The sequence below is a fragment of the Rhodococcus sp. NBC_00294 genome (genome assembly GCF_036163995.1).
Taxonomy (GTDB): domain Bacteria; phylum Actinomycetota; class Actinomycetes; order Mycobacteriales; family Mycobacteriaceae; genus Rhodococcoides.
In genome coordinates this window covers 2,481,276-2,505,088 of sequence record NZ_CP108043.1, presented here as the reverse complement: position 1 = coordinate 2,505,088, position 23,813 = coordinate 2,481,276, and the positions used below count along the sequence as shown (strand labels likewise).

Sequence of the window (23,813 nt, the reverse complement as noted above, 5' to 3'; positions counted from 1 at the left end):
CCAGGCACGCCGCGTAAGTTCGTGGCCATGGCCGACATCGCTCCCGATTCCCCCGACGGTTCGCCGGAGGGGGAATCGGAGCGTGTCCGGGAACGCCGCGAACTCCGCCGCGCCGCCGCGGAGGCCCACCGACCCGGTGGCGCGATCCGCGCGAGACAACAACGAGTCCCGCTTCCCGATGCACTGCTGCGACGGGTGAAGCAGTTCTCCAGCAGGCTCTCCACCGAGGCGCTGACCCAGATGCAGGATCAGCTGCCGTTCGTGAGCGACCTCGATGCGTCGCAGCGCGCGAGTGTGCAGATGCTCGTGCAGACGGCCGTCGTCAACTTCCTCGAGTGGTTGCAGAACCCCGACAGCGACATCCGCTTCAGCCTCGACGCGTTCCAGGTCATCCCGCAGGATCTGGCGCGGCGCCTGACTCTGCGGCAGACCGTCGACATGGTCCGGGTCGCCATGGAGTTCTTCGAGCAGTGGCTCCCGGCCCTGGCGCGCAACGATCAGCAACTCGTCGCGCTCACGGAAGCAGTGCTGCGCTACGGGCGCGAGTTGGGATTCGCCGCCGCGTCGGTGTACGCGAGCGCGGCCGAGTCGCGTGGCGCGTGGGACACCCGGCTCGAGGCCCTCGTGGTGGACGCCGTCGTCCGTGGCGACACGGGCTCGGACATGCTCTCGCGTGCCGCGACCCTCAACTGGGACGCGACCGCGCCGGCCACCGTGCTCGTCGGATCGCCTCCACCGGATCAGGGCGTCTCCGTCGTCGGGACCGTGCACACGGTGGCGCAGCGCCACCATCGCGCCGCGCTCGCCGTCGTGCAGGGCACGCGTCTGGTCATGGTGGTCTCCGGTCATCTCTCCGGCGACCCGACCAGTGCCGCCTTCCTCGACGACCTCATGCGCAACTTCTCCGACACCCCGGTGGTCATCGGCCCGACGACCCGCACCCTCGGCGCCGCGCACTCGAGTGCCGTGGAGGCGTTCGCGGGGATGCAGGCGGTGGTCGGATGGCGGGGAGCACCGCGGCCGGTGCACGCGGGTGAACTACTGCCGGAACGAGCGTTGCTGGGCGATCAGGCGGCGGTCACGTCGCTCAACGAGCTCATCGTCCAGCCGCTCCAGGCTGCCGGATCGGCACTCTCGGACACGCTCGATGCGTATCTCGATTGCGGCGGAGCGGTCGAGACGTGTGCCAGGTCACTGTTTGTTCATCCAAATACTGTGCGATATCGGCTCAAGCGAATCGCGGAGGTGACTGGTCGGGATCCCACCAATGCCCGTGATGCGTACGTCCTGAGAATCGCGGCAACAGTGGGTCGCCTGTCGCAATCCCATAACGAAAGCCCATCACCGATAACAACAGTCACAGCCGGAACATTTGGGAATCTCATACAGTAACGGATCTTGCGCCAGGAACGATGCGACCCATCCTGCAGGGCGTTTGTAGGGTTCTGACAAATACGACCGACAAGGTTCATCGCGTAGAACATCTCCTGAAACGGCCTTCACAGTGTTTTCTTAGTTCCGTGATTGCAGTGCTTTCGCCCGGACAGGGCTCTCAGACACCCGGCATGCTCGTGCCGTGGCTCGGACTCCCCGGGGCCGCGGATCGTCTCGCCCTCTGGTCGCAGGCGTCGGGCCTCGACCTGACGCGGCTCGGAACCACCGCCACGGCGGAGGAGATCACCGACACCGCCGTGACCCAGCCGCTCGTCGTGGCCGCTGCGCTCCTCGCCTTCGAGGAGATCGAGCGCACGCACGGACTGCCGGAGAACATGGTCGTCGCCGGCCACTCCGTCGGTGAACTCGCCGCAGCCGCCGTCGCGGGCGTCATCTCCGCCGACGACGCCGTCGCTCTCGCCGCGATCCGCGGCGCCGAGATGGCCAAGGCCTGCGCACTGGCTCCGACCGGCATGTCCGCCGTGCTCGGTGGCGACGAGGACGCGGTCCTCGAGCGTCTGACCGAGCTCGGCCTCGAGGCCGCCAACCGGAACGCCGCCGGCCAGATCGTGGCTGCCGGTCTCCTCACCGACCTCGCCGAGCTCGCCGCGAACCCGCCCGAGAGGGCACGCATTCGCCCGCTGCCCGTCGCCGGCGCGTTCCACACGCGCTTCATGGCACCCGCGCAGGACGCCGTGGTCGCCGCAGCTGCCTCCATCACGCCGTCCGAGCCGACGCGTCGCCTGCTCTCCAACCTCGACGGCCGCGAGGTCACCTCCGGCGCGGACGCACTGGCCAAGCTCGCCGGCCAGGTCACCCGGCCCGTCCGGTGGGATCTGTGCACCGCGACGCTGCGCGCGGCCGAGGTCGCCTCGATCGTCGAGCTCCCGCCGGCCGGCACCCTCGTCGGGATCGCCAAGCGCGAGATGCGCGGCACCCCGACGGTCGCCCTCAAGACTCCGGAGGACGTCTCCGGCCTCACCGCCCCGGTATCGGTCGGTTAGGTTACTGCGCGCAACCCCGCCGGTCCGTCACGGGCCGGGCCGGGGATGCGCATCGCTCACCGCACGTCGTGAGGTGAGCGGGGCCGGTACGTAGCCGGCCCGACTCGAGAACGAGCGTTCGTCGAGACAGCATCCGCACCGGCGCACAGTCGCGTCGTGTGCACAGTTCCTTACACGAAGGGAGCCACTCCGTGGCCACGCAGGAAGAACTCATCGCCGGACTCGCCGAGATCATCGAAGAGGTCACCGGCATCGAGCCGTCCGAGGTGACCGTCGAGAAGTCGTTCGTCGACGACCTGGACATCGACTCCCTCTCCATGGTCGAGATCGCAGTGCAGACCGAGGACAAGTACGGCGTCAAGATCCCCGACGAGGATCTCGCCAGCCTCCGCACCGTCGGCGACGCCGTGAACTACATCCAGAAGCTCGAAGCCGAGAACCCCGAGGCCGCCGAGGCCATCAAGGCGAAGCTCGACAACCAGAGCGACTCCGCAGGCGAGTGAGCACGACCGTGACCACGCCCAGCACAGCCAACGGGGGCTTCCGCAACGTCGTCGTGACCAGCCTGGCGGTGACCACCTCCATCGCCGGTGACGTCGACGCGACGTGGAAGGGACTGCTGAACGGGGAGAGCGGCATCGACGTGCTCGAGGACAATTTCGTCACCGAGTTCGATCTTCCGGTTCGCATCGGCGGCCATCTGGCCGTCAATCCATCGACTCTTCTCTCTCGCGTCGAGCAACGACGCATGAGCTACGTCGAGCAGATGGCATACGTCCTGGGCAAGGAGGTGTGGAAGAACGCCGGCAGCCCCGAGGTCGACTCGGAGCGGTTCGGCGTCTCGATCGGCACCGGCCTGGGCGGCGGAGACGCACTGCTCGACGCCGACAAGAAGATGCGCGAGGGCGGGTACCGCAAGGTGTCCCCGCTCGCCGTGCAGATGATCATGCCGAATGGACCGTCGGCTGTCGTGGGGCTCGACCTGGGTGCACGCGCCGGTGTCATCACACCGGTGTCGGCATGCTCGTCGGGATCGGAAGCGATCGCTCACGCATGGCGGATGATCGTCATGGGCGACGCGGACATCATGGTCACGGGTGGGGTCGAGGGACACATCGACGCGGTGCCGATCGCGGCCTTCTCGATGATGCGTGCCATGAGCACACGCAACGACGATCCGCAGGCGGCCTCGCGGCCGTTCGACAAGGATCGTGACGGCTTCGTCTTCGGCGAGTCCGGTGCGCTCATGGTGATCGAGAGCGAGGAGCACGCCAAGGCTCGCGGCGCGACGATCCATGCTCGCCTTCTCGGCGCCGGCATCACCTCGGACGGGTACCACCTGGTGGCTCCCGATCCGGCCGGAACCGGTGCGGCGCGTGCGATGCGCCGGGCCATCGAGACGGCGGGACTGACGGCGCAGGACATCTCGCACGTCAACGCCCACGCCACGGCCACTCCCATCGGGGACACGGCCGAGGCCACCGCGATCAACGCTGCGGTGGGCAACCACGCATCGGTGTACGCACCGAAGTCGGCCCTCGGGCACTCCATCGGCGCTGTCGGCGCCCTGGAGTCGATCCTGACAGTGCTCAGCATCCGGGACGGGATCGTTCCGCCCACGCTGAACCTGGACAACCAGGATCCGGAGATCGACCTCGACGTCGTGTCGGGCGAGGCCCGTCGCGGCGAGATCGAGTACGCACTGAACAACTCGTTCGGATTCGGTGGGCACAATGTTGCGCTCGCCTTCGGACGCCACTGACGGCTCCGCAGCCGTCACGGCGTGACAGTCGTACGCGCACGAGGGCGGAGATCCGGCGACCGCGGTCGCCGGATCTTCGCCCGCACCACCACTCCCCTGCCGGGAGCGGCAGTATGAAGGGGAGAACACGATGACCGTCCTCGCTCCGCACACCCGCCACTCCTCGTCGCGTGACCCGCGCGACCCCCTCGCTCGTCTCGAGAAGCTCTTCGACTCCGGTACGACCACCCCGCTGCACGACCGTGACAAGTCCGGTGTGCTGGCCGCCTCGGGTGAGATCGACGGAGTCCGCACCATCGCCTACTGCTCCGACGCCACCGTCATGGGCGGCGCCATGGGAGTCGACGGCTGCAAGCACATCGTCTCCGCCATCGACGAGGCCCTGGACTCCGGAGCGCCCATCGTCGGCATCTGGCACTCCGGTGGGGCCCGTCTCGCCGAGGGCGTCGAGGCCCTGCACGCCGTCGGGCTGGTCTTCGAGGCCATGGTCCGTGCGTCAGGCACCGTTCCGCAGATCTCGGTCGTGCTCGGATTCGCCGCCGGCGGCGCCGCGTACGGCCCCGCGCTCACCGACGTCGTGATCATGGCCCCCGAGGGCCGGGTCTTCGTGACCGGTCCCGACGTGGTGCGCAGCGTCACCGGCGAGCAGGTCGACATGGCCTCGCTCGGTGGGCCCGACACCCACTTCCGCAAGTCCGGCGTCTGCCACATCGTCGCCGACGACGAACTCGACGCCCTCGCACGGGGACGTCGGCTCGTGTCGATGTTCAGTGAGCAGGGCGAGTTCGACCTGGCCGCCGCCCAGCACGGCGACACCGATCTCAAGGCACTCCTGCCCGCGTCGAACCGCCGCGCGTACGACGTGCACCCGGTCGTCCACGAGCTCCTCGACAACGTCGAGGGCGAGTCGTCCTTCGAGGAGTTCCAGGGTGGTTGGGCGCGCAGCATCGTCACCGGGCTCGGCCGCCTCGGCGGTCGCTCGGTCGGTGTCATCGCCAACAACCCGATCCGCCTCGGTGGGTGCCTCAACTCCGAGTCCGCCGAGAAGGCCGCCCGCTTCGTCCGCCTGTGCGATGCCTTCGGCATCCCGCTCGTCGTCGTCGTGGACGTCCCCGGATACCTCCCGGGCGTCAGCATGGAGTGGGAGGGCGTGGTCCGCCGCGGTGCCAAGCTGCTGCACGCGTTCGCCGAGGCCACCGTGCCCCGCGTGACACTGGTGACCCGCAAGATCTACGGCGGCGCATACATCGCGATGAACTCACGGGCTCTCGGAGCAACGGCCGTCTACGCCTGGCCGGAGTCCGAGGTCGCGGTCATGGGCGCCAAGGCGGCCGTGGGCATCCTGCACAAGAAGGCACTGGCAGCGGCGCCCGATCACGAGCGCGAGGCGCTGCACGACCGTCTGACGGCCGAGCACGAGGCCATCGCCGGTGGTGTCGAGCGGGCCGTGGGCATCGGCGTCGTGGACGCGATCATCGATCCGGCCGCCACCCGCAGCACTCTCACCCGCGCGCTGGCGGACGCCCCGGCGCGCCGTGGTCGCCACAAGAACATCCCGCTCTGAGTGGCGTCGCCCCGTGAGCCTTGTGCGCATCCCTGGATGCGCAAAAGGCTCACGGGGGCCGGAGGCCCACTAACTCGCGAGCCAGGTGACCTCTCCGCCGACTCCACCGAGACGGAACTGTTCGAGCTCCGCGTCCCAGGCGGTACCGAGAACGTGATCCAGCTGCGCGTACACGTCGCCGCGGCCCTGTTCCAGGATCGACCGCAGTCGCTGCTCGCCCACCATGACGTCGCCGTTGGCACTGGTGGCGCCGTGCCACAGGCCGAGGCCGGGCACGTGCGCGAAGCGTTCACCGTCGACACCCTCACTGGGGTCCTCGGTGACCTCGAAACGCAGCATCTGCCATGAGCGCAGCACGCTGGCCAACCGGGCGCCGGTGCCCACGGGGCCGGTCCAGTTGGTGGTGGCCCGCAGTTGACCGTCGAATGCGGGCTGCGCGGTCCACTTGAGATTTGCTCGGCAGTCGAGCGCATCGGACAGCGCCCATTCGACATGCGGGCACAGCGCGGCCGGCGACGAGTGAATGTAGACGACACCCGTGGTCGAGTCCGCGAATTGGTTCAGTGCGTTCACCGTTGCCTCCAGCTTCGACGAGGGACGTCTTCCCCAACGGCCTGACGCGTCTGCTGATGTACGGCTTCTACCAGTGTGCCTCGAGTTACCCCTGTTACACCAGTCGTTCGGTGTGTCGCGTGGGTTCCGGCGGCGTGTCGCGGCGGGTCACACGCCCGCGAGCACCGTGTCACCCAACGCGGTCCACAGCGGCTTGGCCCAGTCCCCGAAGGCGCGGTCGGCGAGCACGACGCACGAGACGCGGGCTTCGGGGTCCACCCAGAGGAACGTTCCCGACTGCCCGAAGTGCCCGAACGTGCGCGCCGAGTTCGTCTCCCCCGTCCAGTGCGGCGACTTGTGGTCACGGAGCTCGAAGCCCAGACCCCAGTCGTTGGGTCGCTGCGACCCGTACCCGGGGAGGATGCCTCCGAGTCCCTCGAACTGCACGATCGTCGCCTCGTCGACGGTCTGGCGGGAGACGAGCGTCGGTGCGAGCAGTTCTGCCGCGAACGCCTCCATGTCGCGGAGATTGGACCGGGCTCCGTGGCCGGCCGACCCGTGCAGCTCGGTCGAGGTCATACCCAACGGTTCGAGCACGGCGGCGGACAGGTACTCCCCGAACTCGATGCCGGAACGCTCGGTCACGTGCTCCGCCAGAATCTCGAAGCCGGCGCTCGAGTAGATGCGTTTCGTCCCCGGCGCCGTGGTGGGCCGTCGGTCGTCGAACGCGACTCCCGAGGTGTGGGCGAGAAGGTGTCGGACGGTGGATCCCTCGGGTCCCGCCGCCTCGTCGAGCTCGACGGCTCCCTCCTCCACCGCAACGAGCGCCGCGTAGGCGACGAGGAGCTTGGTGACCGAGGCCAGTTCCTGCACGCGGTCCCGATCACCGTGCCGCGCGGCCACGTCGGGACCGTCGGTGATCACCGCGGCCGACACCGCCGGGACCGGCCAGTCGGTGAGTGAGGACAGAATCTCGGATGCGTTGCCGGTGACCACGAGCCCGACTGTAATTCACACTCGTCACAGAATCTCGATGCGTCCGGGTACACGCGACTAGCGTGCGTGGAATGACCTCGGCTGGAACCACCCGCACCGCCCACGGCACCTGCACCCTCTGCGAGGCCATGTGCGGACTCGAGTACACGGTGACCGACGAGGGTGTGCAGTCCGTCCGCGGGGACAAGAAGGATCCGTTGTCCCGCGGACACATCTGCCCCAAGGCGACCGCGCTCGTCGACATCCTGAACGACCCCGACCGTGTCCGCCGACCGCTGCAGCGCACCGAGTCGGGGTGGCGCGAGATCGGGTGGGACGAAGCGGTGGACCTCGTGGCACGACGCCTGTCCGCCATCCGTGACGAGCACGGCGCCGACGCCGTGGGTGTCTACGCGGGCAACCCCAACGTGCACAGTCTCGGCGCCATGACCCACGGCATCCCGTTCCTGTCGATGCTGCGCACCCGCAACCGGTACTCCGCCACGTCGCTGGACCAGTTGCCGCACCAGCTGACCAACATGTTGTTCTACGGGCATCAGCTCCGTCAGCCGATCGCCGACATCGACAACACCGACTTCTTCCTCGTCCTGGGCGCCAACCCGATGGCGTCGAACGGATCCATGATGACGGTGCCCGATTTCGGGAAGCGGGTGAAGGAACTGCGCGCACGGGGCGGGCGCATGGTGGTGATCGACCCGAGGCGCACCGAGACGGCGGACGTCGCCGACACCCACCACTTCATCCGTCCCGGCACGGATGCTCATCTGCTGCTGGCGCTCGTTCACGTCGTCCTGGCCGACGGCGCCGCTACCCCCGCCCCGTACGTCGACGGCGTCGAGGGTGTGACCGAGGCGGTGGCGGCGTTCACGCCCGAGGCCGTGGCACCTCTCACCGGTATCGACGCCGACGTGATCCGCGCGCTGGCAAGCGATCTCGCGAGTGCCGGATCGGCCGCGGTCTACGGCCGGATGGGTGTCTCCACCCAGGAATTCGGCACCGTGTGCCAGTGGGCGGTGCACGTCCTGAACATCCTGACCGGCAATCTCGACCGGGTCGGCGGCGTGCTGTTCACCGATCCGGCCGTCGACCTGATCGCGAACAAGATCACCGGCCGCGGTCATTTCGACAAGTGGCGCAGCCGGGTACGGGATCTGCCCGAGTTCAGTGGCGAGCTCCCGGCGTCGACCCTCGTGGACGAGATGACCACCGACGGGCCCGGGCGCGTCCGCGCCATGGTCGTGGCGTCGGGCAACCCGGTGCTGTCGATGCCGGGCGGCCCCCGACTCGACGACGCGTTCGCCGGGCTCGACTTCATGGTGTCCTTCGACATCTACGTCAACGAGACCTCACGCCACGCCGACATCATCCTGCCGTCCACGGTGGCCCTCGAGCGGGACCACTACGACCTGATCTTCTCGACGTTCGCGGTGCGGAACACCGCCAAGTTCAATCCGGCCGTCCTGCCGAAAGAGGCCGACGCGCGCCACGACTGGGAGATCTTCCGCGATCTGAGTCTGCGCTACGCCGCCGTCCGCCGCCGCGGACCGCGTGCGCGGACCCTGGGTCGGGTGAACGCCGCGGCCGTGGTCCGTGAGGTGCGCACTCGGCTGTCCCCCGCCCGAACGGTCGAACTCCTGCTGCTGCGCGCTCGCGGGGTCACTCTGCGGACACTTCGTAAGAACCCGCACGGCACCGACCTCGGTCCGCTGCGTCCCGGTCTGCCGGGCAAGCTGCTCACCCGCGATCGGCGTATCGGTCTGATGCACGACGTGATCACCCCGGACATCGACAGACTGCGGAGCGCTCTACTCGCCGCGACGCCGTCCGCGGACGGCGAACTGCTCCTGATCGGGCGCCGCCACGTTCGCAGCAACAACTCGTGGATGCACAACGCGCCGCGTCTCGTGAAGGGCAAGCCGCGCCACGGTCTGCTGGCACATCCCGCCGATCTCGACCGTCTCGGCATCGCCGACGGGGACACCGTCGAGGTCGTGTCCGCCGCCGGCTCCGTGCGCATCGAGGTGACGGCGAGCGACTCGGTGATGCCCGGCGTCGTGAGCATCCCGCACGGTTTCGGGCATGACCGCGACGGTGTGCGACTGACGGTGGCCCGCGACGTCCGCGGACCGAGCGTCAACGACCTCACCGATCCGGACCGCGTCGAGGGCGTCGCGGGAAATGCCGTCCTCAACGGTGTCCCGGTGACGCTCCGGCTCGTCAGGACCGACGATCAGGACACGTCGAGCAGCCGGGTCCCGTCGACGAGCAGCGAGCGGAGGGTGGGTTCGTCGACGGGCGGACAGATGGCGTGACCCTGCGCGCGGTGGCAGCCCAGCTCGACCAGAGTGCGCGCCGCCGCGGACGTCTCGACTCCGTTGGCGACGACGTCGAGCCGGAGTGACCGAGCAAGTCCGATCATGACCGAGACGAGCGCACGATCGTCGCCGTCCACGCCGAGCCCGTCGGTGAAGTGCCTGTCGATCTTGAGCACGTCGAGCGGCAACCTCTTGAGATGCAGCAGTGACGAGTAGCCGACACCGAAGTGGTCGATGGCCGTCCTGATTCCCCTGTCGCGCAGGGAGGTCAGGGCTGCGCCCGATCGCGCCACCGAATCCACCACCGCGACCTCGGACAGCTCCAGGCAGAAGCAGGCCGGGTCGATCCCGTGGGTCCGCAGGACGTCCGCCACCTCCTGCGCGAAGTCGCGCACGGCGAGGTGGACCGGTGAGATGTTCACGCGCAGAACCAGGTCGGTGCGACCCGTGGCGTCCCGCCAGCTCACATACGCCCGGCACGCCGCATCGATGACCCAGCGCCCGAGTTCCGGGGCGAGGTTCGCCGCGTCGGCGATGGGCACGAACACGTCGGGCCCGAGCATGCCGCGGGTCGGATGCGGCCAGCGGACGAGAGCTTCCACTGCGGTGATCTCACCGGAACGCAGGTCCACCTCGGGTTGGAAGTGCAGCACCAACCGGTCGTGGGAGATGGCATGGCCCAGCGTCAGCTCGACGTCGGTCCGGAGGTCGTTGGTCGCCGCGATCTCGTCCGAGTAGAGGACGACGCCGTTGCCACCCGACGACTTCACGTGCAGCGCCGCCTGATCCGCCCGGCGCAGCATCTCCGACGGATCCGCGGTTCCCACGGCCACGCCGATACTCGCCGTGCGGGTCACCCTGTCGTCCCCCACCACCATCGGCTCGGCGACCACCGAACGGGCCATCTCCGCACGGTCCGCGCCGTCCTCGGCCGTGGGCGCACCACCGAGGACGACGACGAACTCGTCCCCGCCGAGCCTCGCCACCACGTCCCCGTCCGGCAGTCGGCGGCGGATGCGGTCCGCGACGGTGCGCAGGAACTCGTCACCCATGCGATGGCCGAGGAAGTCGTTGAGAGCGGCCAGCCGGTCGATGTCCACGAACAGCACGCCCACCGCGGTGCCGTCGCCGGCGCGCCCGTCGAGCAGCTCGGTCAGCCCGTGACGGTTCATCAGCCCGGTCAGTTCGTCGATCATCGCGGTGTGGCGCAGTTCGTTCTCCGCGGCCACGCGCCTCTGCACCTGGGCGAGCATCGCTCCGACCGCAGTGACGGCCTCGAGCTCCTCCGCGGTCCACTCGCGGTCGGCGAATCGAACGAAACCCAGGACGCCCAGGGTGCGGCCGTCGCCGACCAGGGGTACCGCGACCATCGTGGTCGCCGGAACCCCTGATGCGTCCTTCACCCGGTCGCGGTAGTTCTCGGGCTGATCGCTCGGCCTGTAGATCTCGACCTCGGTCTGGCTGCGCGACCGGGCGAACACGGGATCCGCTCTGTCGAAGTACACGACGCCCAACGGATCCGGGTCGGGAACGACGGGCCGCGGGGGCCACTCCGCGACGAGAATCGACGCGTCGATGCGCTCGTCGTTGTGCCGGAGAAAGCACGTGTCCATCCCGAAATCGGTGGACAGGTCTCGGAGCAGCGCCCGGTACGCCTCGACGACGTTCGCGGAGTCGGCACCGAGCAACCGCGTCGCCAACTCGGACACGAGCGTGTTGAGGGGCCGCCGGACACTCGTCCGACCTTCCATCCGATCCATGACTTCTCCTGAAATCCCCTGATCGGCCCGATGCCCCCGCACGGCCGTCACCACCCCACCCGGTCGATGCAGCGTGTCGTACTCGCAGCTCGAGGCATCTTCCGCGCATTCTGATCAACATCTGATCCGAAAATGCAGTGACCTGCAACTCATGACATCACACATAAAAACCGACTCTTTACCGGTTTTGCCTCAGTTGCACCGTGGCAGAACCGTAAGTCACTGTGCCACTATCGGTCCCATGTCGGACCTGGTATCGATGAATACGTCAGCGAGCTCGGTCACGGCTGCCCCTGACCTCTCGTCCCTGTACTACCGAGTCGTGCGGTCCGACCGGGCGACGACGGTGCACGACGGCTCCGGCGCTCTCGCGTTCTACAACTCCGCGTGCAGCAACCTGCTCGGCTACGACTCGGGTGAGCTCGCGCTGCTCGGATCGTCCGCAGTGCTCCATCCTGCCGACACCGAGGCCCTCGCCGATGCGACCGCGCGGGCGTTTGCCGCCCTCGACGGCTCGGCCGACGCTCGGCTCCGGCTGGTCCGCAAGGACGGTGGGGCCGTCGAGGTGGATCTCGAACTCTCCCGGGTACAGGTCGGGGACCGTCGATACCTGCTCGTCGAGTCGACGCCGGTCGCCCCCGCGGCCTGACTCGCCGGGCCGGAGGCACGACCGCTGAACCCCGGTGGACACCATCCCGAGTACAGGAGCGCCAGACCATGACGGCCCCGCCACTCTCGACCACGCACACACGCCCCACACACGCCTTCGGGTACTACGACGATCCGGTGTTCGAGTGCACCGTGGTCGCCACCTCCCCCACCTCCCGCCCGGATCTGTGGCGTCGCTACCTCGAAGGTGCACGCATCAGTTACGAGCGGCACGACGTGTCCGTCGCCCTCGAGTACGACACCATCCGCGACGGGCGGAACACGACCATCTTTCTGTGCGCCCTGGATGCGTCCGGGCGCATGCTCGCCGGCATCCGCGTCCAGGGTCCGTACGAGCACGCCCGTCAGACGCACGCCGACCTGGAGTGGCAACGGAACCCGTTGGCGCGGAACGTCTTGCGAGACGCTGTCAACGACCGTCTCCGCGAGGGAGTCATCGAGCTCAAATCGGGCTGGGTGGATCGTGCAGCGCCACGCGACAAACGTCTCGTCGACATGATCGCGCACGCAGGACCGCTGGCGTGCTCGTTGCTCGGGGTGCGTTTCGCACTCTCCACCGCTGCGGACCATGCCGTGTCCATGTGGCAGAAGTCGGGGGCCGTGGTGGCCGATACGATCGACCCCACGCCGTATCCGGACGACCGCTACAGCACGAGGGCCCTCTGGTGGGATCTGAACACGTTCCGAGAGACCGCTCACGCGCATCACGCTCGACGGATCGACGACGCGGCAGCGCAACTGGTCCACACCTGGTCCACGGGAACGACATAGGCCCGACACGAAGGAGCGACTCGTGACCGATGCGCTGACAGGCTCTGCTGCACTCGTTCTCGATCCACACTCGGAGAACGATCGAGCGGTCGTCGAGTCTCTGCTCGGCGACGGTGTGACCGTCGTTCTCGACACACTCGACGCCCAGGCACGGGGACTGTCCGCGCTGGTCCCCCGGCCCGATGACGACGTTCTGGACGAATCCCCTCGCTGGGTGCACTATCCGTGGCGCCGCACGCTCGTCCGCGTTCTCGGGCCTCGCGGGTTCCGGCGGCTCCGGCTCGACCGCAACCGCAACAAGATCACCGCCGAGGAGCAGGACCGGTTCGGCGCGGCGAAGATCGGCGTCGTGGGTCTCAGCGTGGGGCACGCGGTCGCGCACACCCTGGCCCTCGAGGGACTGTGCGGGGAATTGCGGGTCGCCGACTTCGACGAGTTGGAGCTCTCCAACCTCAACCGGATCCCGTCGACCGTTCTCGACCTGGGCGAGAGCAAGACCGACATCGTCTCCCGGCGCATCGCCGAGCTGGACCCTTACCTGTCCGTGCGCGTCGAAGCACGCGGCATCACCGCCGACACGGTCGACGACTTCCTGGACGGCCTCGACATCGTCGTCGAGGAATGCGATTCCCTCGACGTGAAGGTCCTGCTGCGTGAAGCCGCCAAGCGGCATCGCATCCCGGTGATCATGGAGACCAGCGACCGCGGACTTCTCGACGTGGAACGGTTCGATCTCGAGCCCGATCGTCCGATCTTCCACGGCGCCGTCGGCACTCTCTCGTCGGGCGCCCTCAGCGGTCTCAGCACGCGCGACAAGGCACCCCACGTCATGTCGATCCTCGGTGCATCCGACGTGTCCGCGCGGTTCGCCGCGTCCATGGTCGAAGTCGACCGCACGATCTCGACGTGGCCGCAGCTCGGGAGCGACGTCGCTCTGGGAGGGGCGACGGTCGCAGCGGTGGTGCGGCGCATCGTGTTGGGCCTTTCCATGCCGTCCGGTCGCACCCGTGTCGACGTCGACGGCGCTCTCGACACCCTCGGAACGACCGAGAGCGCCCGGGACCCCATCGACGAGCCGGCACCGACGACGGCGCCCACGACACCGACCTCGGTCGTGGACTCGATGGTGGAGGCCGCTCGGCGCGCACCGTCCGGCGGCAACGTTCAGCCGTGGATCGTGACCACGTCCGACGACGTCGTCACGATCACGCTCGACCCTCTGCGCACCACCGGTCTCGATGTCGCGCACCGCGGGAGCCGAATCGCCCTGGGCGCCGCGGTGTTCAACGCTCGGGTCGCCGCGGCCCAAGCCGGACTCACGGCGGTGCCGACCGTCGTCGACGAGGGGGACGGTCGCGTACGCGTCGACCTGACACTGGCGCGAAGGCCGGACACTGCCCTCGCTCCCCTCCACGAGGCCATGATGCGGCGTTCGACGAACCGTCATCCGGGCACACCGACCGCACTGGCCGACGAGGTCGTGCGCGACCTGCGCGCGGCGGCTGCAGCGGAGGACGGCTCAGCGATCGTGATCACGGATCGGGCGGCGCTGTCCGAGATCGGCGAGATCCTGGCGGAATCGGACCGACTCCGCTACCTCACCACCACGCTGCACGCCGAGATGATGTCCGAACTGCGGTGGCCCGGAGACGACGACCCGGACACCGGTATCGATGTCGCCACTCTGGCCCTCGACGCCACCGACCTGGTCAAGCTCGACGTCGCCCGACGACCCGACGTGATGCGTCTTCTCGCGGACTGGGACACCGGCACGGCGTTGGGCGACGACACGCGCGCTCGGATGGCGACCACGTCCGCGGTACTCGTCGTGTTCGCGCCGGGAACCACCGGCCGCGATCACGTCGGCGCCGGCGGTGCAGTGGAGCGTGCGTGGATCACGGCCGAGTTGCACGGTCTGGCAGTTCATCCCGTGTCTCCCGTGTTCCTCTACGCCTCGGAGGAGCACGAATTCGACGCTCTGTCCCCGCGTTACGCCGAGCGACTACGCGCACTGCGTCACCGCTTCCTCGATACCGCTGTTCAGCCGCGAGACAAACCGGTCGGCCTCGTATTGCGACTGTCTCACTGCGCAATTCCCGCCGTTCGAAGTCGGCGTCGACCTCGCTGACGGCACTCTTCGCGGTACAGTCGGCTGAACGAGTGCAGTCCAGCGCTCCGCAGCCACGCGAGGAGACCCGACGTTGGAGCGCCGTCCGAGCTTCGACGTGCTGGTGACCCGTGTGGCGACCCATCTGATCGGCGTCAACGCCGCCACGGTCGGTGCGGGATACGAGAAAGTCCTCTCGAATCTCGTCGACTACTTCGACGTGGACGCCGCCTATCTCCGGCATCACGACGCGCAACGCCGTGCCACCGTGATGGTGGCGGAGTGGCCCGCTCGTACCGACGTCCCTGATCCCGACCCACTGGGGACCGTCACCTTTCGTGACGCCGACCCCGTGTTCGCCGCGACGGAGCACCTCAAGGAGCCGCTGCTCTTCCGCCCCGATCCCGCCATGGAGGACTACCGCCGACGCGTCGAGAGCGCCTCGGGTTATCAGAGCATCTCGATGGCATCGGTCCCGCTCGTCACCCGCGACACGACGACCGGAACCCTGGGGTTGGTCGCGTCGGGCGACCGCGAGTGGTCCGACGAGGAGGTCGAGGCGCTGAAAGCGATCGCCACCCTCTTCTCCCAACTGCAGGCTCGGATCGCCGCCGAGGAGCACCTGCGGTGGGCCGCCACGCACGACGCGTTGACGGGGTTGCTCAACCGGCGGGGTGTCTCGGAGCTGCTGTCCGCTCGACTCGCCGGGGGCGGTGACGCATTCGCGGTGCTCTACTTCGACCTCGATCGTCTCAAGGCTCTGAACGATTTCCTGGGGCACTCGGCCGGTGACACGTTCCTCCGCACGGTCGGCGCACGGCTGCAGCGGCATTCGGACGCGGACACTCTTCTCGCACGGTGGGGCGGCGACGAGTTCGTGGTCGTTCTTCCCGGTCCGATGACCGAGGACGACGCGTACGCCGAGGCCTGCCGCATCCTCACCGTGGTGACCGCACGGGTCGACATGGCGGGCGAGTACGTCTCACGGACCGCCAGTATCGGTGTCGCACTGGGCATCCCCGGCAGCGGTACGGTCGATTCGGTGATCGCGGACGCCGACCAGGCTGCGCTGGCCGCCAAGACGGCCGGGGGCAATCAGGTCTCGCTGTTCAGTTCCGAGATCCGCGAACGCAACGAGTTGCAGAACGACATCGAGCTGCATCTGCGCGCAGCGATCGAGGGCGAGTCGTTGCTCCTGCACTTCCAACCCGAGATCGACCTCACGACAGACCGCATCACCGCGGTCGAGGCCCTGGTGCGGTGGCAGCATCCCACGCGGGGCATGCTGCCGCCCGTCGAGTTCATCGCCATCGCCGAGGCCGTCAACCTGGCCACCGACCTCGGACGGTGGGTTCTCCACACCGCGTGCAGAACGTACGCGTCGTGGCGCTCGACGTTGGGAACACTGGACATCGCACTGCGGGTCAATGTGTCACCCGCACAGTTGGTCTCGCTCGACTTCGTGCACACCGTACGAGAGGCGTTGTCCCGGTACTCCCTCGAGCCGCAGTACCTCTGCATCGAGATCACCGAGGTGGCGGTGGTCCACGACATCGTCCTGGCCGCACGGGCTCTGCGCGACATCCGTGCACTCGGGGTACGCGTGGCCATCGACGACTTCGGCACCGGGTACAGCTCGCTCTCGCATCTCAAGACGCTGCCGGTCGACGCCGTCAAGATCGATCGCGAGTTCGTCACCCACCTCGCGACCAGTAGAGACGACCGCGCGATCGTCGAGGCCGTCACCGCCCTCGCTCGGGCCTACGACCTCGACCTCATCGCGGAGGGGCTCGAGGACGTCGACGCCCGTGCCGTGTTGCTGGAACTGGGGTGCTCGCGCGCGCAGGGGTACCTCTACGCCCGCCCCCAGCCCGCCGACGTCGTCCTCGAGATGCTGCGAGTCGGAACGCTCACACCGAGCTGAACGTCAGCCCTCCGCCTGGTCGGGCTGCGTTCCGGCCGCGTCGTCCAGTTCCGACGGGTCCGCGTCGGGGTCGCGCGAGGAGTCGTAGGGCCTCTCCGAGGAGGTCGAGGGTTCGTCGGACACGGGCGAGTCGCCGTTCGGTTCGGTCATGCGGCACGCGTACCCGCGGCCGCCGTCGCTAATCCTGCCCAGGTATCGTGAGCGCGCGTCAGCGCCGGGGGCGGTAGCTCAGTCGGTTAGAGCCGTGGACTCATAATCCATTGGTCGCGGGTTCGAGCCCCGCCCGCCCCACTCGGACCCTTCGCCTTCCCACACCTCGGTCGTCAGGCCAGGACGTCCCCCTCGCCGGGACACCGTTGTCCCGACACGCACACACCGTCGTTTCGGCTGTTCGTCTGCTATATTTTGAACTCTAGGTTTGTTTCGAAGCGATCGACCCGGCTACCCGTCTGTTCGTCGGCTCCGAACGGTGACGAGAGAGGCAGGACCGACGGCAGAGCCGTGAGGAACGACGATGATGCCCGACGAGGATGGATCAGACCCGCGCCCGACGCTGTCGGAGGCCTTCATGTCCTCGCGACTCGGTCTCGCGACGGTGTTCGACCATTCCCCCGACGTGGTGCTCGTGTCCACGTCCGACGGCCGGATCGTCCACGCGAATCCCGAGGCGTCGAGGACTCTCGGACTCGACGGCGGTGAGCACGGGCCGCCGGACGATCCGACCGTGGACGCCGTCGTCGTCCCCACTCCCCCCACGACGCTCACGGACATCCTCTCGGCTGTCCAGCTCCACGGAACTTGGCTCGGCCGAACAGAACTGGTGCATCACCTCACAGGAGAAAGGCTCGCGGTGTCCACCTCAGCATTCGCCGTACGCGGCCACGACGACGACTCGTCCCTGGTCGTCTCGATCCATCGCGACGCCTCTGCACAGAATGCCGACGACCATCTCCTGCAGAAGGCTCTGGACGCGTCGACCTTCCGGGCGTCCGAGCAGCGGGTCGTCGCCGAGCTGAGCAGGCTCGCTCTGCGCGGCCGGCTCGACGACCTTCTGTCGGCGGCCACCGACGCCGTCGTGACGCTGTACGGGGCGCGGTGCGCCGTCATCACCCGCGCGCACGACCTGCCCGCCACTCTCGAGATCGTCGCCGCCACGGGGGACGACGCACCGCACGATCTGTGCGCCACCGGGCCGTCCTCGATCACCGCGTTCGCCAGCCGATCGGCCACCCGGATCGTGTGGTCCGGGGACGCGCACGAGTCCAGGTTCGACGTCGCCGCCCTCGTCGCGGGTGGTGTCGAGAACGCGGTCGCCGTGCCGATCGACGGCACCGGCCAGCCGTGGGGTGTGTTGACCGTCCTCGGGGTCGACTCGCGCTATCTCTCCTCCGCCACCGGGTCGTCCGTGCCGATCATCGACATCACGACGGCGGGGCCGCCGATTCTGGTCCCGGACAATCCGATGCTCGACACCGGCGCCCTCGACACGGTGTCCGACGTCGTGTCCGCAGCGGTGCATCGTGTCGGTGTCGAGAGCGAACTGCGCTACCGCAGCCTCAGGGACCCGCTGACGGGGCTCCCCAATCGCGCGCTGGCGTACGACCGGATCGAGTCCGCCGTCGAACGGGGCGTCGCGAAGGCCACCACGACGGCCGTCATGCTCATCGACCTCGACGACTTCAAGTCCATCAACGACGGGCTGGGGCACGAGGCGGGCGACTCGGCTCTGGTGTCCATCGGCAACCGCCTCACCCGGGCATCGCGCCCCGGCGACACCGTGGCTCGCCTGGGCGGCGACGAGTTCGTGGCGGTCTGCGAGAACCTCTCCGGTCCGGAGGAGTCGATCGCCGTGGCGCAGGCCTACGCGGACGCCGTGCGGGCGGCCATCGTCGTCGACGGCAACGAACTGCGCATCACCGCGAGCATCGGCGTCGCGTTGGCGGACGACACCGTGCCCGGCAACGAGCTCATCCGCCGCGCCGACGTGGCGATGTATCGCGCGAAGGACACCGGTCGCGGGAACGTCGCGGTGTTCGACACCGACGATCGCGAGCACCGCCGCAACCAGTTGGCTCTGTCGGCCGATCTCCGGTCGGCTCTCGACAGCCAGATCCTGACGCTCGCGTACCAGCCCATCTTCGACATCGCGACCGGCCGCATCACCGCCGTGGAGGCACTCGCGCGGTGGCAGCACCCCACCCTCGGCTCGGTGAGCCCGGAGACCTTCGTCCGGATCGCCGAGCGCACGGGCCAGATCAACACCCTCGGCCTGTGGGCTCTGCACACCGCGTGCGTGCAGGCGGCGGAGTGGCAGGCCATCTCGGACGTCGGCGTGCGGGTCAACGTCAGTGCCCTGCAGCTTCGCCAGCCCGAGTTCGTGGCCAGCGTCGCCCGCATCCTCGCCAGTTCCGGTCTGCCGGTGGGCCGACTCGGCCTGGAGATCACCGAGACGGTGTGGCTCGCGGACACGGCGCAGGTGCGGGACGCCCTCACCGAACTGCACGAGATGGGCGTGTCCATCCTCCTGGACGATCTGGGCAGCGGCCACAGCTCCGTCACCTACCTCAGCCGGTATCCCGTCATCGAGGCGTTCAAGATCGATCAGACGTACATCCAGGCCATGCCGGGCAAGCAGCCCGAGGCCATCGTGTCCGCCATCGTGTCCCTGGCACACGCGTTCGACGTCGCCGTCGTCGGCGAGGGTGTCGAGTCACAGGCCCAGTTCGACCGTCTGCGGGACAGTGGTTGCGATCTGGCCCAGGGCTTCTGGCTCGCCCACCCGGCCAGCGCGAACGAGGTCACCTCGATGCTGCTGGAGCGACGCGCCGGCTGACCGTCAGCCGGCCGGATCGGTCCTGGTGGCGTCGCGCACGAAGTCGGCGGCCACCTCGCGAACTCGCATGTTCCGGCGCTGCGCCTCACGCGAGAGCACGTCGAACGCGGCGTCCGCGTCGAGACCGCGCATCGCCATCAGAATGCCCTTGGCCTGCTCGATGGGGGCGCGTCGCGCCATGGCGTCGCGCAGTCCGCTCACCGTGGTGGTGGCGTCGGTGTAGCGAGCGTGCTCTCCGATGGCCCGTCCCACCGTGGTGGTGAGGCTGTCCAGGATGTCGGCGTCCATGTCGTCGAAGGCGTCGGCGGACGAGCCGTACAGGTTGAACGAGCCGATCACGCCGTCGAGAGTCCTGATGGGCGAGGCGAGGAACGAGTGCACACCCTCGGTGCGCGCCGCGGCCGCGAACTCCGGCCACCGCTGCTCGGTGCTGTCGCAGTCGACGACGATCGTGGTGTCGGTACGGGACGCCTCGAGGCACGGACCCTCGCCGGTCTCGTACTGCATCTCGTCCACTGCGAGGGTGGTGCTGTCGGTGTAGACCGCCGTGTACGTGGTGCCGTCGTAATCGATTGTCACGCCGCAACTGTCGGCGCCCCTGATGACGTCGTGCGCGAGATCCACCGACCGCTGCAGCAACTCGCCGAGCTCGTCCGTGTCCTCGATGCGTCGACCCAGCGAGCCGACGATCTCACCGAGTCGTTCGGGTGTCAGGCCACCTTCGGCCCGCCCTTCCGTGTCCATTGCACCATTCGATCACACGCCCGCCGATCCACCGAGGCGTGTTCGGCACACTCCGTCGGTCCGTGCGTAGTCTGAGGTGCGGTCGGCGTTTCGGTTCGTCGACCCTCGGGTAGTTCCCCGGACGGCATGCAGACCAGGCACGCCTGTGGGAGCTTCCCATCGAAGATGTCCGCGCGTCCCGTCACATCGGAGGAACAGTGGATCCGGAAGTTCAGCACGAACCCAGCGAGATCACGTACGACGAGAGTTTCTACCCGGCCAGGCCTCGCCCACTGAAGCCGTCGGTGCGTCGTGCGTACCGCACCGCGGGCGCGCTGCCCCAGGGTGACGCCGACGCCTCCAATCCCGAGTACGTGTCGTGGCTCGTCGACCGGTCGATGCTGCACGATGCCAAGCTGATCGCGGAACAGTTGTCCGGCAAGGGCAGCATGTGGCAGAACCCCTACGCGTCGCCGGATCCGCGCGGAGCCGTCGAGCGCGCACCCGTGTGGTTCACCGCGTATCCCATCTCGCTCATCGCGGCTCCAGGACAGAGCTTTCTCGGCACGCTCGGCGACGAGGCTCTGTGGCAGGTGTTCTCGGACATCGGCATCACGGCCGTGCACACCGGCCCCGTCAAGGAGGCCGGCGGACTGCACGGGTGGCATGCCACACCGTCGGTCGACGGCCACTTCGACCGCGTCAGCATGCAGATCGACCCGGCGTTCGGCTCCGAGGAGGAGTTCCGGCGGCTGTGCGTCGTCGCGTCCGCCTACGAGGGCATCGTCATCGACGACATCGTCCCCGGACACACCGGCAAGGGCGCCGATTTCCGATTGGCGGAGATGAACGTCTCCGACTACCCCGGCATCTACCACATGGTGGAGATCGAGCCGCAGGACTGGCACCTGCTCCCCCGCGTGAAGGCGGGCCAGGACTCGGTGAACATCGATGCCGAGTCCGAGGCCAATCTCGCTCGTGCCGGGTACATCGTCGGCCAGCTCCAGCGCGTCATCTTCTACGAGATGGGCGTCAAGGAGACCAACTGGAGTGCCACGCCGGTCATCCGCGGAGTCGACGGGGTCGAGCGCCGCTGGGTGTACCTGCACTACTTCAAGGCGGGTCAGCCCTCCATCAACTGGCTCGATCCCTCGTTCGCCGGTATGCGCCTCGTCATCGGCGACGCCTGCCACTCCATCGCGGACCTCGGCGCCGGCGCACTGCGTCTCGACGCCAACGGGTTCCTCGGAGTCGAGCGCCGGACCGAGGGTCCGGGATGGTCCGAGGGCCACCCGCTCTCGGAGGCCGCCAATCACCTCATCTCCAGTGTGGTGCGCAAGATGGGTGGCTTCACCTTCCAGGAGCTGAACCTCACCATCGACGACATCAAGGCGATGGGAAGCAGCGGCGCCGATCTGTCCTACGACTTCATCAACCGCCCCGCCTATCACCACGCGCTCGTCATGGGGAACACCGAGTTTCTCAGGCTCACCATGAATCTGGCGCGGGACCACGGTGTGGACACCGCCTCGCTGGTGCACGCGCTGCAGAATCACGACGAGATGACCTTCGAGCTGGTGCACTTCGCGACCCTGCACCGTGAGGACGAGTTCTCGTACGGCGGCGACGTGATCAAGGGCGGCGATCTGGGTGACCAGATCCGCGCCGAACTGTGCGAACGACTCACCGGCCGGTGGGCGCCGTACAACCGCACGTTCACCAACAACGGGATCGCCTGCACCACCGCGTCGGTCATCACGGCGTCGTTGGGCATCCGCGACCTCGACCGGATGGACGACACCGACATCGAGACGGTCAAGCGCGCCCATCTCATGCTGGCCATGTACAACGCGCTGCAACCGGGCGTGTTCGCGTTGTCCGGCTGGGACCTCACCGGCATCCTCCCGGTGCCGGCGGAGGAGGTCGCCGATCTCATCCGTGAGGGCGACACCCGCTGGATCAACCGTGGGGCTCACGACCTCATGAACACCTCGCCCGACGCCACCCGGTCGGAGTCCGGGATCCCCCGTGGCCGCAGTCTCTACGGCTCGTTGCCGGAGCAGATGAAGGACTCGACGTCGTTCGCGCGTCAGCTGTCCCGCATCCTCGATGTGCGGACGAGGTACGGCATCGCGACGGCCACCCAGCTCGACGTCCCGTCCGTGTCGCACAAGGGGCTGCTCGTCCTGGTGCACCAGCTGGGCAACGGATCCATCTCGGCGACGGTGCTGAACTTCACGGGCGACGAGATCCACGCGACGGTGCAGTCGAAGCACCTCACCGGCGGGGCCACGGTGGTGGACCTGTTCACCGACCAGGACATCGCCGTCGTCGACGAGCTGGGCAGTTTCCCTATGACCCTGCAGCCCTACCAGGGCGTCCCGGTGATGCTCAGGGGCTGATGCCGAGAGGTGGCCGGGGAAGGTTAGGCTAACCAGCATGCGAGTGGCGATGTTCGGCTATCAGACCTGGGGACACACGACGCTTCGGACGGTCATCGAGTCCGATCACGAGGTGGTCCTGGCCGTCACCCATCCTCCCAGTGAGCACTCGTACGAGTCGATCTGGTCGGATTCCGTGGAAGATCTGGCACGCGCCCACGACGTGCCGGTCCACCTCGCCCTCACTCCGGACGATGCGATGCGCGTCGCGTTGGAGGAGGCGAAGCCGGACATCATCGTCGCGAACAACTGGCGCACCAAGCTGCCCCGGTCCATCTACGACATGCCGCCGCACGGCACCCTCAACCTGCACGACTCACTGCTGCCCCGGTTCACGGGTTTCTCCCCCGTGATCTGGTCGCTGATCAGCGGCGCGGCCGAGACCGGCCTGACCGCGCACCGTATGGACGACGAACTCGACACCGGCGACGTCGTCATCCAGCGGTCCGTTCCGATCGGCCCGCGCGACACCGCGACCCAGTTGGTGCAGGCGACCATCGACCTCATTCCCGAGGTACTGCTCGAGGCACTCGGCGCGATCGAGAGCGGCACCGCGGTGTGGACCCCGCAGGACCTCTCGCAGCGGACGTTCTTCCACAAGCGTGCGGACATCGACAGCCGTATCGACTGGACGTGGCCGGCCGAGGACATCGACCGTCTGGTCCGCGCTCAGTCCGACCCCTACCCCAACGCGTGGACCCATCACCGTGGCCGTCGGCTCCGCATCGTCGAAGCGCATGTGTCGCAGGGCATCTACGGCGGTACACCCGGTCGCGTCTTCATCCACGAGGGTGACGGCATGGCGATCGTCTCCGGCCCGAACGCCCACCTCGGCCGTAACCGAGCGCTCGTGATCGACGCGGTGCGCACCGAGGACGACGACCGCACGATCCCTGCTGCGGAGTACTTCCCCCGCGGCGGCGGGTACCTCACCGACGCTCCCTGACGTTCGGTTCCG

18 protein-coding genes and 1 tRNA gene are annotated in these 23,813 nt (G+C 68.2%); 14 read left to right on the top strand and 5 right to left on the bottom strand.

Annotated elements, in window-relative coordinates; genetic code table 11:
- Positions 1–27 precede the first annotated feature (27 nt).
- From OHB23_RS11740 to OHB23_RS11720, 5 genes are all read left to right on the top strand, one after another.
- Positions 28–1,392, top strand: coding sequence for a PucR family transcriptional regulator (locus tag OHB23_RS11740; protein ID WP_081821256.1), 1,365 nt, complete (start codon positions 28–30; stop codon positions 1,390–1,392).
- Positions 1,393–1,520: 128 nt separating this feature from the next.
- A complete protein-coding gene (locus tag OHB23_RS11735; protein WP_328809588.1) occupies positions 1,521–2,438 on the top strand; it encodes an ACP S-malonyltransferase in 918 nt (305 codons plus the stop codon).
- Between the two features lie 191 nt (positions 2,439–2,629).
- The gene (gene acpM, locus OHB23_RS11730; RefSeq protein WP_027505756.1) at positions 2,630–2,941 is read left to right on the top strand and encodes a meromycolate extension acyl carrier protein AcpM; all 312 of its coding nucleotides are present in this window, start codon (positions 2,630–2,632) and stop codon (positions 2,939–2,941) included.
- Between the two features lie 8 nt (positions 2,942–2,949).
- On the top strand, positions 2,950–4,200 hold the full coding sequence (locus OHB23_RS11725; protein ID WP_328809587.1) for a KasA/KasB family beta-ketoacyl-ACP synthase: 1,251 nt from the start codon (positions 2,950–2,952) through the stop codon (positions 4,198–4,200).
- A gap of 130 nt (positions 4,201–4,330) precedes the next feature.
- Positions 4,331–5,764 carry an acyl-CoA carboxylase subunit beta gene (locus OHB23_RS11720; RefSeq protein ID WP_222630462.1) on the top strand — a complete coding sequence of 478 codons (1,434 nt, stop codon included), beginning with the start codon at positions 4,331–4,333 and terminating at the stop codon, positions 5,762–5,764.
- A 69-nt stretch (positions 5,765–5,833) separates the two neighbouring features.
- On the opposite strand, the gene OHB23_RS11715 is transcribed toward OHB23_RS11720, so the two are convergent.
- Both OHB23_RS11715 and OHB23_RS11710 read right to left on the bottom strand, forming a co-directional pair.
- The gene (locus OHB23_RS11715) at positions 5,834–6,337 is read right to left on the bottom strand and encodes a DUF3145 domain-containing protein (protein WP_027505753.1); all 504 of its coding nucleotides are present in this window, start codon (positions 6,335–6,337) and stop codon (positions 5,834–5,836) included.
- 147 nt (positions 6,338–6,484) lie between these two features.
- Positions 6,485–7,312, bottom strand: a complete 828-nt coding sequence (locus OHB23_RS11710; RefSeq protein ID WP_328809586.1) for a serine hydrolase domain-containing protein — start codon at positions 7,310–7,312, stop codon at positions 6,485–6,487.
- Between the two features lie 71 nt (positions 7,313–7,383).
- On the opposite strand from OHB23_RS11710, the gene OHB23_RS11705 reads away from it, so the two are divergent.
- Entirely contained in the window at positions 7,384–9,624 is a 2,241-nt protein-coding gene (locus tag OHB23_RS11705) for a molybdopterin-dependent oxidoreductase (RefSeq protein WP_328809585.1), read from the top strand.
- Here the strand turns inward: OHB23_RS11705 and OHB23_RS11700 are convergent.
- Entirely contained in the window at positions 9,543–11,387 is a 1,845-nt protein-coding gene (locus OHB23_RS11700; protein WP_328809584.1) for a putative bifunctional diguanylate cyclase/phosphodiesterase, read from the bottom strand. The two genes, OHB23_RS11705 and OHB23_RS11700, sit on opposite strands and share 82 nt — an antisense overlap.
- 241 nt (positions 11,388–11,628) lie before the next feature.
- Between OHB23_RS11700 and OHB23_RS11695 the strand changes: the two genes are divergently transcribed.
- From OHB23_RS11695 to OHB23_RS11680, 4 genes are all read left to right on the top strand, one after another.
- The gene (locus OHB23_RS11695; protein ID WP_197027788.1) at positions 11,629–12,036 is read left to right on the top strand and encodes a PAS domain-containing protein; all 408 of its coding nucleotides are present in this window, start codon (positions 11,629–11,631) and stop codon (positions 12,034–12,036) included.
- Positions 12,037–12,104: 68 nt separating this feature from the next.
- On the top strand, positions 12,105–12,827 hold the full coding sequence (locus tag OHB23_RS11690; RefSeq protein WP_051613357.1) for a hypothetical protein: 723 nt from the start codon (positions 12,105–12,107) through the stop codon (positions 12,825–12,827).
- Between the two features lie 22 nt (positions 12,828–12,849).
- The gene (locus OHB23_RS11685) at positions 12,850–14,955 is read left to right on the top strand and encodes an Rv1355c family protein (protein ID WP_328809583.1); all 2,106 of its coding nucleotides are present in this window, start codon (positions 12,850–12,852) and stop codon (positions 14,953–14,955) included.
- A gap of 73 nt (positions 14,956–15,028) precedes the next feature.
- Entirely contained in the window at positions 15,029–16,858 is a 1,830-nt protein-coding gene (locus OHB23_RS11680; protein WP_328809582.1) for a putative bifunctional diguanylate cyclase/phosphodiesterase, read from the top strand.
- 3 nt (positions 16,859–16,861) lie between these two features.
- Here the strand turns inward: OHB23_RS11680 and OHB23_RS11675 are convergent, their stop codons facing one another.
- The gene (locus OHB23_RS11675) at positions 16,862–17,008 is read right to left on the bottom strand and encodes a hypothetical protein (protein ID WP_197027787.1); all 147 of its coding nucleotides are present in this window, start codon (positions 17,006–17,008) and stop codon (positions 16,862–16,864) included.
- 67 nt (positions 17,009–17,075) lie between these two features.
- Here OHB23_RS11675 and OHB23_RS11670 point away from each other — a divergent pair.
- Both OHB23_RS11670 and OHB23_RS11665 read left to right on the top strand, forming a co-directional pair.
- A tRNA-Ile gene (locus OHB23_RS11670) sits at positions 17,076–17,149 on the top strand.
- A 223-nt stretch (positions 17,150–17,372) separates the two neighbouring features.
- Positions 17,373–19,691 (top strand): sensor domain-containing protein, encoded by a 2,319-nt coding sequence (locus OHB23_RS11665; protein WP_328809581.1) that lies wholly within the window; start codon positions 17,373–17,375, stop codon positions 19,689–19,691.
- Between the two features lie 3 nt (positions 19,692–19,694).
- Here OHB23_RS11665 and OHB23_RS11660 read toward each other — a convergent pair whose 3' ends face one another.
- A complete protein-coding gene (locus OHB23_RS11660; RefSeq protein WP_328809580.1) occupies positions 19,695–20,435 on the bottom strand; it encodes a GAF and ANTAR domain-containing protein in 741 nt (246 codons plus the stop codon).
- Between the two features lie 197 nt (positions 20,436–20,632).
- Here OHB23_RS11660 and treS point away from each other — a divergent pair, with 197 nt between their 5' ends.
- Positions 20,633–22,816, top strand: a complete 2,184-nt coding sequence (gene treS / locus OHB23_RS11655) for a maltose alpha-D-glucosyltransferase (protein WP_027505747.1) — start codon at positions 20,633–20,635, stop codon at positions 22,814–22,816.
- Between the two features lie 37 nt (positions 22,817–22,853).
- Positions 22,854–23,801, top strand: a complete 948-nt coding sequence (locus tag OHB23_RS11650; protein ID WP_328809579.1) for a methionyl-tRNA formyltransferase — start codon at positions 22,854–22,856, stop codon at positions 23,799–23,801.
- Positions 23,802–23,813 lie beyond the last annotated feature (12 nt).

Bases quoted from the DNA above. Each gene is read 5' to 3' on its own strand.
- OHB23_RS11740 (WP_081821256.1), top strand. From the start codon at position 28: ATGGCCGACATCGCTCCCGATTCCCCCGACGGTTCGCCGGAGGGGGAA.
- OHB23_RS11720 (WP_222630462.1), top strand. From the start codon at position 4,331: ATGACCGTCCTCGCTCCGCACACCCGCCACTCCTCGTCGCGTGACCCG.
- OHB23_RS11705 (WP_328809585.1), top strand. From the start codon at position 7,384: ATGACCTCGGCTGGAACCACCCGCACCGCCCACGGCACCTGCACCCTC.
- OHB23_RS11700 (WP_328809584.1), bottom strand. From the start codon at position 11,387: ATGGATCGGATGGAAGGTCGGACGAGTGTCCGGCGGCCCCTCAACACG.
- OHB23_RS11695 (WP_197027788.1), top strand. From the start codon at position 11,629: ATGTCGGACCTGGTATCGATGAATACGTCAGCGAGCTCGGTCACGGCT.
- OHB23_RS11690 (WP_051613357.1), top strand. From the start codon at position 12,105: ATGACGGCCCCGCCACTCTCGACCACGCACACACGCCCCACACACGCC.
- OHB23_RS11675 (WP_197027787.1), bottom strand. From the start codon at position 17,008: ATGACCGAACCGAACGGCGACTCGCCCGTGTCCGACGAACCCTCGACC.
- OHB23_RS11665 (WP_328809581.1), top strand. From the start codon at position 17,373: ATGATGCCCGACGAGGATGGATCAGACCCGCGCCCGACGCTGTCGGAG.
- OHB23_RS11660 (WP_328809580.1), bottom strand. From the start codon at position 20,435: ATGGACACGGAAGGGCGGGCCGAAGGTGGCCTGACACCCGAACGACTC.
- OHB23_RS11650 (WP_328809579.1), top strand. From the start codon at position 22,854: ATGCGAGTGGCGATGTTCGGCTATCAGACCTGGGGACACACGACGCTT.